15 protein-coding genes are annotated in these 14,608 nt (G+C 67.1%); 9 read left to right on the top strand and 6 right to left on the bottom strand.

Going from position 1 to position 14,608, the window contains the following annotated elements:
• Nucleotides 1–3: 3 nt before the first annotated feature.
• Nucleotides 4–1,809: a right-handed parallel beta-helix repeat-containing protein gene (locus tag ACT3HL_RS09260; RefSeq protein ID WP_445086547.1), complete on the bottom strand. Its 1,806-nt coding sequence runs from the start codon at nucleotides 1,807–1,809 to the stop codon at nucleotides 4–6.
• Between the two features lie 502 nt (nucleotides 1,810–2,311).
• Between ACT3HL_RS09260 and ACT3HL_RS09255 the strand changes: the two genes are divergently transcribed.
• The gene (locus ACT3HL_RS09255; protein WP_445086546.1) at nucleotides 2,312–3,781 is read left to right on the top strand and encodes an oligosaccharide flippase family protein; all 1,470 of its coding nucleotides are present in this window, start codon (nucleotides 2,312–2,314) and stop codon (nucleotides 3,779–3,781) included.
• Between the two features lie 45 nt (nucleotides 3,782–3,826).
• On the opposite strand, the gene ACT3HL_RS09250 is transcribed toward ACT3HL_RS09255, so the two are convergent.
• The gene (locus tag ACT3HL_RS09250) at nucleotides 3,827–4,978 is read right to left on the bottom strand and encodes a glycosyltransferase (protein WP_445086545.1); all 1,152 of its coding nucleotides are present in this window, start codon (nucleotides 4,976–4,978) and stop codon (nucleotides 3,827–3,829) included.
• Nucleotides 4,979–5,089: 111 nt separating this feature from the next.
• Between ACT3HL_RS09250 and ACT3HL_RS09245 the strand changes: the two genes are divergently transcribed.
• Nucleotides 5,090–5,599, top strand: a complete 510-nt coding sequence (locus tag ACT3HL_RS09245) for a DapH/DapD/GlmU-related protein (RefSeq protein WP_445086544.1) — start codon at nucleotides 5,090–5,092, stop codon at nucleotides 5,597–5,599.
• Here the strand turns inward: ACT3HL_RS09245 and ACT3HL_RS09240 are convergent.
• Together ACT3HL_RS09240 and ACT3HL_RS09235 are read right to left on the bottom strand one after the other, a co-directional pair.
• A complete protein-coding gene (locus ACT3HL_RS09240) occupies nucleotides 5,587–6,624 on the bottom strand; it encodes a Gfo/Idh/MocA family oxidoreductase (protein WP_445086543.1) in 1,038 nt (345 codons plus the stop codon). The genes ACT3HL_RS09245 and ACT3HL_RS09240 overlap by 13 nt on opposite strands.
• Before the next feature lie 282 nt (nucleotides 6,625–6,906).
• The gene (locus ACT3HL_RS09235) at nucleotides 6,907–8,004 is read right to left on the bottom strand and encodes an aminotransferase class I/II-fold pyridoxal phosphate-dependent enzyme (protein WP_445086542.1); all 1,098 of its coding nucleotides are present in this window, start codon (nucleotides 8,002–8,004) and stop codon (nucleotides 6,907–6,909) included.
• A gap of 190 nt (nucleotides 8,005–8,194) precedes the next feature.
• On the opposite strand from ACT3HL_RS09235, the gene aglF reads away from it, so the two are divergent.
• The 3 genes from aglF to ACT3HL_RS09220 all read left to right on the top strand — a co-directional run bounded on the left by aglF (nucleotide 8,195) and on the right by ACT3HL_RS09220 (nucleotide 9,456).
• A complete protein-coding gene (gene aglF, locus ACT3HL_RS09230; protein WP_445086541.1) occupies nucleotides 8,195–8,932 on the top strand; it encodes a UTP--glucose-1-phosphate uridylyltransferase AglF in 738 nt (245 codons plus the stop codon).
• Between the two features lie 63 nt (nucleotides 8,933–8,995).
• Entirely contained in the window at nucleotides 8,996–9,289 is a 294-nt protein-coding gene (locus ACT3HL_RS09225) for a HalOD1 output domain-containing protein (RefSeq protein WP_445086540.1), read from the top strand.
• A gap of 44 nt (nucleotides 9,290–9,333) precedes the next feature.
• Complete coding sequence (locus ACT3HL_RS09220) at nucleotides 9,334–9,456, top strand: hypothetical protein (protein ID WP_445086539.1); 123 nt, start codon at nucleotides 9,334–9,336, stop codon at nucleotides 9,454–9,456.
• 177 nt (nucleotides 9,457–9,633) lie between these two features.
• Here ACT3HL_RS09220 and ACT3HL_RS09215 read toward each other — a convergent pair whose 3' ends face one another.
• Nucleotides 9,634–9,915 carry a helix-turn-helix domain-containing protein gene (locus ACT3HL_RS09215; protein WP_445086538.1) on the bottom strand — a complete coding sequence of 94 codons (282 nt, stop codon included), beginning with the start codon at nucleotides 9,913–9,915 and terminating at the stop codon, nucleotides 9,634–9,636.
• 6 nt (nucleotides 9,916–9,921) lie between these two features.
• A complete protein-coding gene (locus tag ACT3HL_RS09210; RefSeq protein ID WP_445086537.1) occupies nucleotides 9,922–10,440 on the bottom strand; it encodes a DUF7344 domain-containing protein in 519 nt (172 codons plus the stop codon).
• Nucleotides 10,441–10,788: 348 nt separating this feature from the next.
• On the opposite strand from ACT3HL_RS09210, the gene ACT3HL_RS09205 reads away from it, so the two are divergent.
• The 4 genes from ACT3HL_RS09205 (at nucleotide 10,789) to ACT3HL_RS09190 (ending at nucleotide 14,599) form a co-directional block, all read left to right on the top strand.
• Nucleotides 10,789–11,784, top strand: coding sequence for a DUF1616 domain-containing protein (locus ACT3HL_RS09205; RefSeq protein WP_445086536.1), 996 nt, complete (start codon nucleotides 10,789–10,791; stop codon nucleotides 11,782–11,784).
• A gap of 2 nt (nucleotides 11,785–11,786) precedes the next feature.
• Nucleotides 11,787–12,368 carry a metal-dependent hydrolase gene (locus tag ACT3HL_RS09200; protein ID WP_445086535.1) on the top strand — a complete coding sequence of 194 codons (582 nt, stop codon included), beginning with the start codon at nucleotides 11,787–11,789 and terminating at the stop codon, nucleotides 12,366–12,368.
• Nucleotides 12,369–12,533: 165 nt separating this feature from the next.
• Nucleotides 12,534–13,619 carry an aminotransferase class I/II-fold pyridoxal phosphate-dependent enzyme gene (locus ACT3HL_RS09195; protein WP_445086534.1) on the top strand — a complete coding sequence of 362 codons (1,086 nt, stop codon included), beginning with the start codon at nucleotides 12,534–12,536 and terminating at the stop codon, nucleotides 13,617–13,619.
• Nucleotides 13,616–14,599, top strand: a complete 984-nt coding sequence (locus tag ACT3HL_RS09190; protein ID WP_445086533.1) for a Gfo/Idh/MocA family oxidoreductase — start codon at nucleotides 13,616–13,618, stop codon at nucleotides 14,597–14,599. The genes ACT3HL_RS09195 and ACT3HL_RS09190 overlap by 4 nt, the downstream gene beginning before the upstream one ends.
• The last annotated feature ends 9 nt before the right edge of the window (nucleotides 14,600–14,608 follow it).

The raw sequence follows: 14,608 nt of genomic DNA, 5'->3' as shown, positions 1-14,608 counted from the left end.
ACCTCACTCGTGGTCCATCGTTACCGCGGCGGAGCCGTCGACCTCGATCTCGACGATCCGGCCCGTGTAGCGGTAGCCATCGATTCCCTTGCCGAGGACGCCGTCGACCTCGTCGCCGTCGACGACGTCGTCGAGGCTGTCGAAACGGTTCCCCTGCGGAGCGGTGCTGATCGACGCGTCGCGCGTCACCTCGCCGGTGACCCGGAAGGTGTAGGCGGCGACCGTCTCGGCGGCGGTGCCGTCGAAGATGACCGTCTTCTGTCTGCTGTCGTCGGATCCGGACCCGTCCGAGCCGTCCGAGCCGTCCGCATCGGAAGACTCGTCGTCGCCCGTCCCTCCGGCAGCGAGGAGGTCGTCGGCGCTCACTTCCGTGCCGTCGGCGTACAGCGTCATCGCGTCGACGTCGCCGCTGGCGGAGAACGACGCCATCGAGCCCTCGTACTGGAAGGCGTCCCCGCTGGCTCCGCCACCGCCCGTGGCGCCCGTGGCGGTCCACGTGCCGTCGTCGTTCTCTGTCACCTCGTCCGCGGGTGCGCCCGTGTCGGCGCTGTACTGCGAGCGGTCGTACAGCCCCGTGATCTCGCCGGTCGCCGTGAACTCGTACTGGACGCCGTCGGAGTTCTCGGTGACGATCACCAGTTCGGTGCCGCCGGTGCCGACGTCAGTGTCGCTCTCGTCGGTGCTGCTATCGCTGTTGTCGCCGGTGTCGGTGCTGTTGTCGCCGGTATCGGTGCTGTTGTCGCCGGTGGTACTGTCACCAGTGTTGCTGTCGTCGGTGCCGCCGGACGTCCCGTCGTTCTGGGGGTCGTCGCCGGTCGGGACCGGACAGTCGTCGCCGACGCAGACGCCCTCAAAGTGCGAGGGGTACTCCAGGTTCCCTTCGCCCGAGATCGAGAGGTTGTTCGCCGTCCACCCGTCGGCTGCGCTCCCCTTCTCGAGGACCGCGTCCGTGCCCGTGTTGTTCCGGATGAGCGTGTCCGTGATCGAACCGGTCCCGCCCTCCGCGCCGTGGTGAAGGACGATCGGACCGCCCGCTCCCTCGTAGGAGTGGATGATCTCGCAGTTCTCGATCGCGAGGTCGTCGCCGGCTTCGCGGATGCGGATGCCCCGCATGTTGATCGCACTGCCGGAGTAGATGTGGGGCGCCTGCTTGTCGTTCAGCACGAGGCAGTTGCGCGCGACGCTCTCGCTGGATCCGAGTCGGATGCCCGTGATGTTGTTGTTGCGGACGAAACAGCTGTCGACGATCACTTGGCCGTCACTACCCTTGCCGGGCGAGCTCGCGTAGATCCCGTTGTTCGAGAAGTTGGCGATGTAACAGTTCTTGATCTCGACCACGCCGGCGTGGTCCGAGGGGGTGTAAAAGCCGATGGCGTTACCGGGGTCTGCGACCCCGTCCGGGAGGTTGAAGTTGTCGATGAGGACGTGGCCGTCCGAGCCCGCCTGCAGTCGGAAGCGGGCCTCCTCGCCGCGGGAGAGCTCGGCCGCCCCCCGGAGCGTGATGTTTCGGACCTCGACGACGCCGCCGTCGGCCTCGATGGTCTCGCGGTACTCGCCGACCTCGTTCGTGAAGATGACTTCGCCCATCCCGACGACCGCGGCGTTCCGGTGGCTGCCGCCGAGCCCGGAGCCGTGATACTCGTACTCGCCTTCCGGGATGCGTACCTCGACGCCGCTCTCGAAGTACTGTTCGAGGTAGTCGTCGATGACGTCGCCCTCGCTGAGCCCCTGCTCCCCGAGGTCGACGACGGTGTCCGCGTTCACGGACTGCGCGGTTTGGGCCACCGTACTCCCTGTTATGGACGCCATACCGACTGCCCCGCCGAGGAGCTTGAGGTACGTGCGTCGAGCGAAACCTGAACTGCCGTCGTTGGTACCGTTATGGCCATTCGCCATACCAGGGTAGAGAGCGATTACCGTAAAGAGCATTTTTGTGGGTTCACTCGACGAACCAGTAGGTACACCGTACTTACGTAGGGGATACGTAACGGATGGGTATGCGTTGCTTGTCGATGGTTGTCCGATGCCTGTCTCAACCCGGTATTTTCCGACTACTCGATTCTCGCGCGCTGGGAAGAGCGCTATTTACTCCATAATTGAGACGGCCGGGAGTATGCATTCCATAATTGGGATGGTGTTGTCACGTACACGCAGTGAAGCCGGGTATTCCCCTCCTAATCGGGAGTAGACGTGCGGGTTCGCCCCTCGAAAACGAACCAGGCGAGTACGGCCAGTATAACAAACCGGCGCTGAGCGGGAGAGTGCGCTGAATGAGTCGCGAACGCTCGTCACCGCGTCGATCGCCCCGATAATGTCGCTCACCGACCGGATCGTCACCGGGGTGAAGGCGACGCTCGGAGCCAACATCGTCTACTCCGCGGCGAACGGCGTGTTGATGATCGTGCTGGCGCGCTTTCTCCTCACGCCCGATGAGTTCGGGCTGCTGCACTACGCGCTGTCGATCATCGCCTCCGTCGCGATTCTCGGAGCCGTCGGCATCCCGTCGGCAGCGGCCCGATACGTCACCGAGTTCGCCGAGACGTCGCCGGAGCGGGTCCGGTACGTCGTTCGGTTCAGCCTCGCGGTCGTCGTCGGTCTGTCTGTCGGTGTGGGGCTGATCCTCGCGCTCGCGAGCCCCGCGATAGCGACGGCGCTCGACGAGCCGGCGCTCGCCCCCCTGCTGCTCCTCGGGCTGGGGTACGTCGTCTCGAGGGCGCTGGAGACGACGTTCAACCGACTGTTTCAGGCCGTCAACCGCGTCGACTGGAGCGCCCGGCTCAAGGCCGTCTCCGGCGTCACCAGACTGGTCGGGGCGGTTGCCCTCGTACTCGCTGGCTTCGGCGCGGTCGGGGCCTTGGCGGGCTACATCGTCGGCTTCGGTCTGGCTGCGGCCGTCGGCGCGGTCGTGTTCTACCGCGTCGGCTATCGGCCGTTCCCGCCGTCTAACGTCATCGAACCGGGCCTTCGCCGCCGAATCCTAGAGTACAGTGTCCCGCTGACGGCGACGAGGGGCGCAGGCGTCCTGACCAAGCGGGTCGACACCCTGCTCGTCGGGTTCTTCATCGGACCGGCGGCCGTCGGCTACTACACGATCGCGAAGCAGGTCTCCGAGTTCGGGTCGATCCCGGCGCAGTCGCTCGGGTACACGATATCGCCGACCGTCGGCGAACAGTACGCCGGCGAAGATCTCTCCCGCGCCCGGCGCGTCTACGAAACCTCGCTGCGCTATGTGCTGCTGTTGTACGTGCCGGGAATGGTCGGGCTGATTCTCGTCGCCGAACCGGTCGTCGCACAGCTCTTCGGCTCGGCGTACGACGGCGCAGCGCCCGTGCTTCAGGTGATGGCCGGATTCATGCTCGTGAACGCGGTCAATCAGGTGACGAGCGACGGGCTGGACTTCCTCGGGCGCGCCCGATCGCGCGCGATCGCGAAGGTGGCGACCGGGATCGCCAACTTCCTGTTGAACCTGCTTTTGATTCCGATGATCGGCGTTGTCGGCGCGGCGGTCGCCACGGTGGTGACGTTCCTCTGCTACACGCTCGCGAACGTCTACGTCATCCACGACGAGCTCGCGTTGGATCTGCGGTCGCTCGGGCGGTTGCTGGTGGCGGTGACGGCCATCGCGGTCGTGATGGGGATCACTGTCAGGATGCTTTTGCCGCTGGTCTCCGGGCTCGTGTCGCTGCTTCTCGTTGTCGGGGTCGGCGTCGCTGTCTGGGGCGTGCTCGCGACGCTGGGCGGGTTACTCGACGTCGACCGCGTCCGGCTGATATTCACGTGAGCCCGCGTCCGGCTGATATTCACGTGAGCCCGCGCCCGCCGGAGATCACTCCTCGAAGCGCTGCTCTCTGTCGGCGTTCTCTTCGATGTCGAACACCATCGCGAGGAGCATCGAGAGCCAGCCGAGGGCGACGAGCAGCGCGCTCGCGGTCCACTCCGAAGTGCCCCCGGGATCCCCGGCGCCCCGGTCGCGTCCGACGGCGGACCGGACGAGCGACACCGTCCCGGCGGCGGAGGCGACGCCCCCCAGCCCGTACAGCAGTGCGAGCGGGTGGAACCGCCGGACCAAGTACTTCGCGCGGAGCCGCCACAGGAAGTCCCGCAGGAGCATCTGCGAGACGCGTGGGATGTAGCTGCGGTATCTGATGCTGCTCTCCTCGTCTCCGTAGTTGGCCCGCTGCGGGACGTCACCCACGCGCTGTTCGGCCACGTTCAGCCGCACGAGGAGGTCGTTGCAGTAGCCGTAGTCCTCGTACATCCGGTCGACCTCGATCGACTCGAGCGCCTCCCGGGAGATGGCGGTGTACCCGTTCTGCGGGTCCATCGTCCGCCAGTAGCCGCTCGCGACCTTCGTGAGAAACGTGAGGACCCAGTTGCCGAAGAGCCGCCACGACGACATCTCGCGGCGGTGCTCGCGGTTCAGGAGCCGGTTCCCCTTCGCGTAGTCGACCTCGCCCGCGACGATCGGATCGAGGTACCGGTGCAGTTCCTCCGGGCGCATCTGTCCGTCGCCGCCCATCACGGCGACGATGTCGATCTCGTCGGCCAGCGCGCGCTGATAACCCGTCTTGATGGCCCCGCCGACGCCCCTGTTTTCCTCGTGTCGGATCGGACGGATCCGCTCGTCGAAGACGGTCGCGTGATTGTGCGCGCCGTCGCTGCGGGAGGGCGCGTGCGCGACGCCCGCCGCTTCGGGGACGCCGTCGCGTTCCGCTCGCCCGTCGGTACTGACGACGCCGCCGTCGCCGCGGTGCGCGGTGTGTCGCCTCGGGGGGGTCGCCTCGCGCGAGTCCCGTTCGCGTTCGGCGTTGACGCGGGCGGCGGCCGATTTGATTTCCGCCCATGTGCTGTCCGTCGAGCAATCGTCGATCACGTACGCGCGGTCGACGAACGGCGGGAGGGTCTCGATCACCTCACCGACGAACCCCGCTTCGTTGTACGCCGGGATGACGACGCCGACGACGTTGTCTTTGTACATTCTGGATCTGTCTGGTCCTCTCTCTCGGCGACCTATCGTTATGCTCTTTCAACGAACCTCCGACGCCGTAACGGGTGCATACCTTAGTGGACGTCCGTGGGTCGGTGGGGTATGGACACCGGTACTACGGAACTGCCGCGCGTGATCGAGAACTGCGAGATCGGCGCGGGAACGGAGATCGCCCCTTTCACCGTTCTCGACGACTGCACGTTCGGCCGCGACTGCCGGGTGTGGCGGTTCGTCAACTGCTACGGCGCGGCGTTCGGCGACGAGGTGATGATCGGCTCGTTCGCGGAGATCCAATCGGACGTCGTCGTCGGCGACCGCACCCGGATCCAATCGCACGCCTTCGTCCCCTCGCTCACGGAGATCGGCGACGACGTGTTCGTCAGCCACGGGGCCGCGTTCGTCAACGACGTCTACCCGCCGAGCGGCGACGAGGAACTGTGGGAGGAGACCGTGATCGACGACGGCGCCGTGATCGGGACGAACGCCACCCTCCTGCCGGTCGAGGTCGGTGAGAACGCCTTGGTGGGCGCCGGCGCGGTCGTCACCGACGACGTTCCCCCGGGTGCGATCGTGGCCGGCAACCCCGCGGAAGTCGTCGACTACCGGGACTGATCGAACCGCACCCGTCCCGGCGTCTCGGCCAAGGCGGGGCCCTCCACGCGGACCGTCTCGTTGCGGTCGCTCGACCGCTCGGCGAGTTCGAGGAGTTCCACCGTGTAGGCGCCGACACTCCCCGGCGCGCTGAGGGTCGTCTCGCCTCGACAGGCAGCCACGAACTCTTCTACCTCCGCGCGCAGCGGCTCCGCGTGCTCCGTCTCGTAGACCTGCTTTCCCTCCTCGCGAGCGCTGAGCGCGCCGTCGCGCTCGACGATCCGACTGTCGTACAGTTCCAGCACCGTGTCCTCGAGGTAGTCGATGTAGGCGGACTTCTCGGAACCGACGACGACGAGGTCCCGGCGCTTTCCGAACACCGGGACCTGCCAGGACTCGTTGATCACGCTCGTGGCGTTTTCGTACTCCATGACGATCGTGGCGGTCTCGTCGATCCCCTCGCGGACGACCGAGTCCATCGAGCAGTAGAGCCACTCGGGTCGGTCCTCGAGCAGGTAGTTGGAGATGTCGACGTCGTGGACCGCGAGCGAGTAGAGGGTCCCGGTCGTCGCCCGCGGCGCCCGAAAGGAAAAGCGGTTCGTCGCGAGGTACTTGACGCGGCCGAGCTCTCCCCGGTCGATCCGCTGTTTCAGATCGCACAGCGCCGGGTGGTGTCTGAAGATGTGCCCGACCGCGAGCGTTCGACCCGCCTCGTTCGCGGTCGAGACGATGTCCCACGCCTCGGTCGGGTCCAGCGCCAGCGGTTTCTCGACGAGCACGTCGACACCGTCTCCGAGCAGTCGGGTCGCGATCTCGTGGTGGGTCGTCGACGGCGTCGAGACCGTGGCCGCGTCGACGCCGAGATCCGCGAGCCGCTCGTAGTCCGTCGCCGCGCGGACGCCGTAACTCTCCGCGAGCTCTCTCACCCGCGACTCGTCGACGTCGCAGAGGACGACCTCGTCGATCTCGCCCTCGGCTTTCAGCTCCGCGGCGATGCGGGCGTGATTGCTTCCCCAGTAGCCAGTCCCGATGACGGCGTACTTCATTCGCGGGGTCTCCGGATCGCCGTGGGTTGCGGTTCGCGAGCGGTCAGAACTGTCGGTGTACTGCGGTCTGCCATCATTCCGAAGCACCTGCCGACCGGTGATTGTAATAGAGACAGTACCGCACGCGGACCGGCGATCGACCGGATAGGGACCGTTTACGCGGCTCCCGCGGCGCACAATCGGCGTCCGCCTCGCCCCGTCATTATGATTGTTCTCACGTGTTACCGGTGAGCGTCCATCCCGTTGGCGGCGCTCACCGGTACGAGACGAGAACAATCGTTATCAGCCGTAGTACGCCGCGATCGACTCGCAGACGTGGTCGATCTCCTCGTCGGTGATCCGCGGATGCATCGGCAGCGAGAGGATCCGATCGCACAGCCGCTCGGTCTCCGGCAGCCGCGGCGCGTCGACGCGCGCTTCGATTGCCGGATGCCGGTGCGCGGGCGTGGCGTAGTGGATCCCCGTTCCGATCCCGTCACGCTCCAAGCGCGTTCTCAGCGCGTCGCGGTCTGGCGCCTGTATCACGTAGAGGTGAAAGACGTGATCGGACGCCTCGGGAACGAACGGCGTCGTCACCGCACCGACGTCCGAGAGCCGCTCCGTGTACCGCTGCGCGGCGTCGCTTCGGGCCGCGTTCCAGTCTCGGATCCGAGCGAGCTGTCGCAGCCCGACCGCGGCGTTCGTCTCGTCCATTCGGTAGTTGAGTCCGACCCGCCGGTGCGTCCCCTCGTCGTCGCGGCCGTGGTTCCGGAGCATCCGCATCCGACGCGCCAGCTCGGGGTCGTCGGTCGTCGCCATCCCCCCGTCGCCGCCGACGGTCATGTTCTTCGAGGGGTAGAAGCTGAACGCGCCGGCGTCGCCGGCGGCCCCGGCGGTGTCGTCCCCACGCGCGGCGAAGTGCGCCTGACAGGCGTCCTCCAGCACGAACAGGTCGTGTCCGTCGGCGACCTCGCGGATCCCGTCCATCTCGGCCATTCCGCCGTAGATGTGGACGGGGACGACGGCGGCGGGGCTGTCGGCGGACTCGACGGCCGCTTCGAGCGCCTCCGCGTCCATCGTGTACGTCAGGGGGTCGACGTCGACGAAGACCGGCGTCGCTCCCAGCTCGAGGACGGGGCTGGCGCTCGCGAAGAACGTGTGACCCGGGACGAACACCTCGTCGCCCTCGCCGACGCCGGCGGCCTGTAGCGCGAGCAGGAGCGCGGCTGTCCCGCTGGACACCCCGACGGCGTGTTCGACGCCGCACTCGGCGGCGAACTCGTCCTCGAAGCGCTCCAGCACCGGCCCCTTCACGAACCGGCCGCCCTCGAGGACCGCGACCACGTCGTCGATCGTTTCGTCGGCGATTCGGATATCGGTGAACTCGACGGTGTCGACCATCGTCTTCGGCTCCAGTCTCTCGTAGATTGTAATGCATCGACTGCGACCGTAACGCGGTGGCTACCGTCCGTCAGCGAGTCACCGCCGCGGTGTCGATGTCGACGTATCCGGCGTCCCGACAGGGATGTGGCGGCGACAGCGATGCCGAAACCGGGGCATAACAAAACGCTGGGAACGCCCCGATGCGACCATGCAAGCAGTAGTGCTCGCTGCCGGTAAGGGGACCCGACTCCGCCCGCTGACCGAAGACAAGCCGAAGGGGCTCGTCGAGATCGACGGACGGCCGATACTGACGCACTGTTTCGAACAGCTCGCGGACCTCGGAGCCGAGGAGTTGCTCGTCGTGGTGGGGTATCGCGCCGAAGACATCATCGACCACTACGGCGACGCCTTCGAAGGCGTTCCCATCCGGTACGCCCACCAGGAGCGACAGCTCGGTCTCGCCCACGCGCTGAACACCGTCGAGGACCTCGTGACCGACGATTTCATGTTGATGCTGGGTGACAACGTCTTCCGGGCTAACGTCGAAGACGTCGTCCGTCGGCAGCGCGAGAGCCGCGTCGACGCCGCGTTCCTCGTCGAGGAGGTCCCCGAGGAGGAGGCGTCCAGATACGGCGTCTGCAACACGAACGACTACGGGAAGATCACCGAGGTCGTCGAGAAGCCCGAGGAGCCGCCGACGAATCTCGTGATGACCGGATTCTACACGTTTTCGCCGGCGATCTTCCACGCGACCCGGCTCGTACAGCCGTCGGACCGGGGCGAGTACGAGCTCTCGGACGCGATCGACCTGCTCATCCAGTCCGGGCGGACCATCGACGCCGTCGAACTCGACGGCTGGCGGATCGACGTCGGCTACCCCGAAGACCGCGAGGAAGCAGAGCGGCGTCTGCAGAACGCCGTCGAGCGCACAGCGTCACACGTGTGACACGTGTCAGACAAATCGGGAAAGTATATATGATTGCTCTCTTTACGACCTGATGAACTTGGGATGAATCAAGCTCAACCACACTGCGCCTCATACGGTACGTCGTCGACAGAGACCCACACGTTTCAGTTCTCGCCCGAGCGGGAGACTGTCGTCGTAGACGTCGTCGAGGCGGTCGCAGCGGTCGCCTCAGTCGAACCGATGCAGTTCGAGCCACGCCTGCACGAAGCGATTGATCCGGACGCGCTGACGCGGTGTATCCACTCGGGGGGTCCCGACGTGAGCGTCTCATTCACCCTCGGAGCGTACGACGTTACTGTCCGCGGTGGCGGAGAGATCGTCATCGAAGAATCCTGATCGGCGACATCTTTATTACCATCTTGTTGTAACTTAGACACTGGATGTCTGAATGGTTCACCGACGAGGAGATGGAACGGATCGACCGGTTCGCACAGTCGTCGCGGTATGCGCGCGACCCGACGATGTTGTTACCCGAAGAGGAACCGGACGACGACGAGGACTGATCGCGGACCTCGTCCGTCGTGGGGGACTCGATCCATCCCGCTCCGAGTCGCTAACCGCTGGCACGCTGCGCTGAGCGAACAGTCGAGCCCGAAACGCTGCGCGTCACGTACGCCGTCTGATGGGATGCGTCGCTTTTCAACCACTCGCTTTTCCGCTCTCCGCCGCGTTCGGTGGACTCACTCGTCGAGGAGCCCCTGCTGGTCGATCTCCCTCCAGAGGTCCTCGCCGAGTTCGGTGATGCCGTACACGCGCCCCTTGCGGCGGTCCTCCGAGACGAGCAGGTCGACGAACCCGCGGTCGCGCAGGCTGGTCAGCGCGTGCGAGACCGCGGCGATACCGATGTCCTCGTCCTCGGCGATCTGCGACGGCGTCGCCGGTCCCTCCGCGAGTCGCGACAGCACCGCGATACGGTACTGCGAGCTGATTACGAAGCCGATGTGGTCCCATGTGTCTGTCATCGATTCTTACTCGTTTTCGATCGGGATCCGCGCGCCGTTGGCCGCCGCTCGCTCGGCGTAGACGTAGTGCGCCCCCGCGACGATCACGAGGCCGGAAAGCACCAGCAACCCGACGTACAGGGGGGTGAGAAACGGGACGTCGACGACGGCCGAGAGCCCGTAGACGGCGAATCCGACGGTCGCGACGACCGCGTAGATCCGCGGCCAGTCGATCTCTTCGCGGTCCTCCTCGAAGTACTGGGCGAGTTCGTCGACGTGGCGGGTGGGATACACCATCCCGCTGTCGGAGTCGTAGTCGACGACCCCCGCATCGGCCAGTTTCGGAATGTGTGTTTGATACAGCGATACGTACGTTCGCTTCCGTTGCTGTGCTGAGAGTTCGTCGGCCGGGAGATCGTTTTCCGCCGCGGCGAGCTCCTCGGCGAGATCGCTCAGTTCGACCCCGTCGCGGCGGCGTTGCAACCGTCTGAGAACGAACCGCCTACGGCCGTTGCTCAACAGATCGAACGCGGTGTCCTGCGGCAACGTTTGGGTCTCGTGGGGTGACATTAGAATCTTGGAGCGATCGATAGTAGCGGTACACGCTTCCGGAGGTATCCGCTTTGTTAGGTGTTCGTTATGCCGTTCTGGCGGGTGACGGACGCTCGGTAGCAGGGTCATTACTTTGCCCGCGTACCAGTGAGGCACTTCGTATGCAACGGTTCTTCTACCGATTGCTTGGGGGATTGTGTGCTCGCGACCGCCGCGTCGAGTCTGTCTCCGTGAGTCGTGATACCGAGACCGCTCCCGCGACCCGGCAGAGCGGATATCGAACGATCTGTGTGAGCGCTCGTCCTTGGGGCCGGCGGGGTCCCGCGGAGGGAGACGTCGCCAATGGGGTCTGACGGGGCCCGCTTGAGCGTCGATCACACCGCGGTCGTCGCCATCCCGTTCGACCTGCTCGCCGCCGGCGTGCTCTCCGGCGCGGCGTTTCTGCTCGTCACGCTCGGGATCAGCGGTCCGCTCCGCGTCGTCGCGGGGGCGGTGCTGCTGTGGTTCCTCCCGGGATACGTCACCGTTGCGGCGCTGTTTCCGCGGCGCGGCACCGGGGCCGCCGAGAGCGAGTCCGGCGGCGAGCGCCTCTCGCTTCGATCGCGGGCCCTCCTCGCGGTCGCGACGAGTCTGGCGCTGTCGATCGTCGCCGGACTCGCGCTCGGGACCGTCGCCGCCGGATTCACCCCGGACCTCGTGCTGTACGCAACGATCGGCTACGTCGCTGCCGTCGGCCTGCTCGCGTCGGTCCGGCGCTATCAGGTGCCCCGTCGGGAACGGTTCTCGCTCCCGGTCGAGACGTGGGTCGACGAGGCGCTCGCGGCGGGGACGACCGGATCGCGCGTCAACCGCGCGCTCACTCTCGGGCTGATCTGTAGCGTGCTGGTAGCCGTCGGCGCGTTCGGTTTCGCGGTCGGCGCGGAGACGCCCGGGCAGACGTACACCGACTTCCACCTCGTGACGAGCGACGACGACGGCGGGTACGTCTCGACGGGCTATCCGGACGAGCTGAACGAGAGCGACCCCGCGACGCTGTCGTGGGGGATTCGTAACGCCGAAGCGACCGACACGGAGTACACAGTCGTCGTCGAGCTCGAACGCGTCGTCGAGAGCGGGGGCGAGATGCGTGTCATCGAGTCGGACGAGCTCAACCGGACGTCGGTGTCGACGGCCGCGGGCGAGCGCGCCGTGCGGACCCACACGGTCCGCCCGACGCTCGTCGGCGAGAACCTCCGGCTGGGATTCTATCTCTATCGGGGTGACGCGCCCGACCGCGCCGGCGCGGAAACGGCGTATCGTCACCTTCACCTGTGGGTGACGGTTACGCCCACACCGTAACGATGTGGCCCTGGGAACACGCGGCGGTCGCCTACCTCGCCTACTCCGCGGTGGTACACGCGCTCCGGCGCCGCTCCCCGACGGGACCCGAGGCGATCGCCATCGCGGTCGGGTCCGTGTTCCCGGACCTGATCGACAAACCCCTCGCGTGGGAGTTCGAGGTCTTCGGCGCCGGGTACGGTGTCGCTCACTCCGTCTTCTTCGCCGTCCCCATGGCCGTCGGCGTCGCCGCCCTCGCGCGACGACGCGAACGGGCGGCCGTCGGTGCCGCGTTCGCGGTCGGCTACCTACTGCACCTCCCGGCCGACCTCTTCGTCGGGTACGTCACCGAGGGCCGCGTCCCGTTCGCCCGCGTCCTCTGGCCGCTCCGCTCGGTCGAGACGTCGTACGACGGTGGGTTCTCCGGCACGCTCGTCGACTACCTCGGCGGCTACCTCGGGTCGATTCTCTCCGGCGACGTCGGAACCCCCGTGGCCGTCGGCCTCGGCGCGCTCGGGCTCTGTGTGCTGGTGTGGCTCATCGACGGCGCGCCGGGCGTCCGGGGCGCCCTCGTCGCGGTCCGAGACATCGTGGCGGGGAGGTGAGCGACTCGGCGACCGAAGGCGCCGGATACCCGCCTAACGCGACCATAACAAAGCCCCGTTCGGTGCAGTACGTCGTTGATCACCGGACATGAATATGCGCGTATCCCCCGCACGACCCGAAGCCCTTCGAACCGGCCAGAACTGCGCTGAGACGCCGCTCCAGCCATGAGTATTCCGATCGCCTCGCCCGACATCGGCCTCGGTGGACTGACCCGCGTGATCGAGTCCGTCGAGAGCGGGCGGCTGGCCGATGGACCGGCGGTCCGCGCGTTCGAGTCGGCGTTCGCCGACCACTGCGGGACCGCCCACGCCGTCGCGACGTCTAACGGGACGACAGCGCTTCACGCCGCGCTCCACGGGCTGGGCATCGGACCCGGCGACCGCGTCGTCACGACGCCGTTCTCGTTCGTCGCGACGGCCAACGCGGTGCGGCTCTGCGGCGCCGAGCCCGTCTTCGCCGACGTCGACCCCGAGACGCTCAACGTCGACCCCGGCGCCGTGCGCGACGCCGTCGAGGCCCGCGACGGCGACGTCAGCGCGATTCTCCCCGTCCACCTCTACGGGCTCCCCGCGAGGATGGACGGGCTCCGCTCGATCGCCGACGAGCACGACGTCCCGCTGATCGAGGACGCGGCGCAGGCCCACGGCGCGACCCTCAGCGGGGAGCCGGTCGGCTCGCTCGGCGACGCCGCCTGTTTCTCCTTCTACCCGACGAAGAACATGACGACAGGCGAGGGCGGCATCGTCGTCACCGACGATCGGACGGTCGCAGACCGCGTCGCCCGCTTCGTCAACCACGGACGGACGGGCCCGAACGACCACGCGTCGGTCGGGCACAACTTCCGGCTCACCAGTCTCGGCGCGGCGATCGGCCGGGAGCAACTCGGTCGGCTCGAGGACTTCATCGCGGTGCGCCGGCGAAACGCGGCGGCGTACGACGAGGTTCTGACCGATCACCCGGCGATCGACGCGCCGCCGGATCCGGACGGCGCCCGGCACGCGTACCACCAGTACACGGTCCAGTGTGCAGAGCGCGACGCGCTCCGGCGGCACCTCGCGGACGCCGGCGTCGACGCCGGGATCTACTACCCGACGCCGATCCACCGCCAGCCGGCGTACGCGGACGTCGAGGTCGACGCGCCGGTCGCCGAGCGTGCCGCCGATCGGGTGCTCTCGATACCGGTACACCCGGACCTGAGCCGTGACGACGTCGAAAGCGTCTGCGCGGCGCTCGCGGGGTTCGACCCATGACGGTCGACGTCGGCGTGCTCGGCGTCGGGAGTATGGGTCGACACCACGCCAGAGTGTACCACGAACTGACCGACGCGCGCCTCGTCGGCGTCGCCGACGCCGACCCCGAAACCGCGCGGTCGGTCGCCGAGCAGTACGACACGGCGGCGTTGTCGACGGCCGCCCTGCTGGACCGCGCCGACGCGGTGTCGATCGCCGTTCCCAGCGAGTACCACTGCGAGATCGGGACGGCGGCGCTCGAGGCGGGCGTGCACGCGCTCGTCGAGAAACCCATCGCGTCGACGCTCACGGACGCGAACGCGCTGCTCGATGCGGCGGCGGAAAGCGACGCGCTGCTTCAGGTGGGACACATCGAGCGGTTCAACCCCGCCGTCTTGGCCGTCGAGGAGTTCGTCGACGACCTCGACATCGTGGGCGTCGAGGCGAGGCGCCTCGGCCCGCCGGTCGAGGACGGCAGACAGGTCGACCCCGACATCGTGTTGGACCTGATGATCCACGACATCGACATCGTCCGTTCGCTGATCGACTCGGCGGTGGCGACGGTCCACGCGGCCGGCAGTCCCGGGGGCGGCTACGTGAGTTCGTCGCTGCAGTTCGAGAACGACGTCGTCGGCTCGCTCACCGCGAGCCGGGTGACACAGCGGAAGGTGCGAGAGCTCACGATCACCGCCCGGGAGTGCTTCGTCACGGTCGATTACATCGACCGGACCGTGTGGATCGACCGTCGGAACAGGCCCTCCTACCTCACAGATAACGGCGATCTGCGCTACCGGAGCGAACGGGTCGTCGAACAGCCGACGGTGGACAACGGCGAACCCCTGAAAAAGGAACTCGCCGCCTTCCTCGGGGCCGTAGAAAACGGGACCGACCCCGTGGTCAATGGCGCCGACGGGCTGGCGGCGCTCTCGCTCGCCTCGCGGATTCGCGACGCGACGCGCCGGACGGTCGATAGCGTTCCGACGTCAGTTACGCAGGACTGAGTTACAGCG

It is taken from the genome of Halobellus sp. GM3 (assembly GCF_052545375.1).
Note: the sequence above shows the minus strand (reverse complement) of the source record. Positions and strands in the feature narration are given on the sequence as shown.

Bases quoted from the DNA above. Each gene is read 5' to 3' on its own strand.
- ACT3HL_RS09260 (WP_445086547.1), bottom strand. From the start codon at position 1,809: ATGGCGTCCATAACAGGGAGTACGGTGGCCCAAACCGCGCAGTCCGTG.
- ACT3HL_RS09255 (WP_445086546.1), top strand. From the start codon at position 2,312: ATGTCGCTCACCGACCGGATCGTCACCGGGGTGAAGGCGACGCTCGGA.
- ACT3HL_RS09250 (WP_445086545.1), bottom strand. From the start codon at position 4,978: ATGTACAAAGACAACGTCGTCGGCGTCGTCATCCCGGCGTACAACGAA.
- ACT3HL_RS09245 (WP_445086544.1), top strand. From the start codon at position 5,090: ATGGACACCGGTACTACGGAACTGCCGCGCGTGATCGAGAACTGCGAG.
- ACT3HL_RS09240 (WP_445086543.1), bottom strand. From the start codon at position 6,624: ATGAAGTACGCCGTCATCGGGACTGGCTACTGGGGAAGCAATCACGCC.
- ACT3HL_RS09235 (WP_445086542.1), bottom strand. From the start codon at position 8,004: ATGGTCGACACCGTCGAGTTCACCGATATCCGAATCGCCGACGAAACG.
- aglF (WP_445086541.1), top strand. From the start codon at position 8,195: ATGCAAGCAGTAGTGCTCGCTGCCGGTAAGGGGACCCGACTCCGCCCG.
- ACT3HL_RS09225 (WP_445086540.1), top strand. From the start codon at position 8,996: ATGAATCAAGCTCAACCACACTGCGCCTCATACGGTACGTCGTCGACA.
- ACT3HL_RS09220 (WP_445086539.1), top strand. From the start codon at position 9,334: ATGTCTGAATGGTTCACCGACGAGGAGATGGAACGGATCGACCGGTTC.
- ACT3HL_RS09215 (WP_445086538.1), bottom strand. From the start codon at position 9,915: ATGACAGACACATGGGACCACATCGGCTTCGTAATCAGCTCGCAGTAC.
- ACT3HL_RS09205 (WP_445086536.1), top strand. From the start codon at position 10,789: ATGGGGTCTGACGGGGCCCGCTTGAGCGTCGATCACACCGCGGTCGTC.
- ACT3HL_RS09200 (WP_445086535.1), top strand. From the start codon at position 11,787: ATGTGGCCCTGGGAACACGCGGCGGTCGCCTACCTCGCCTACTCCGCG.
- ACT3HL_RS09195 (WP_445086534.1), top strand. From the start codon at position 12,534: ATGAGTATTCCGATCGCCTCGCCCGACATCGGCCTCGGTGGACTGACC.
- ACT3HL_RS09190 (WP_445086533.1), top strand. From the start codon at position 13,616: ATGACGGTCGACGTCGGCGTGCTCGGCGTCGGGAGTATGGGTCGACAC.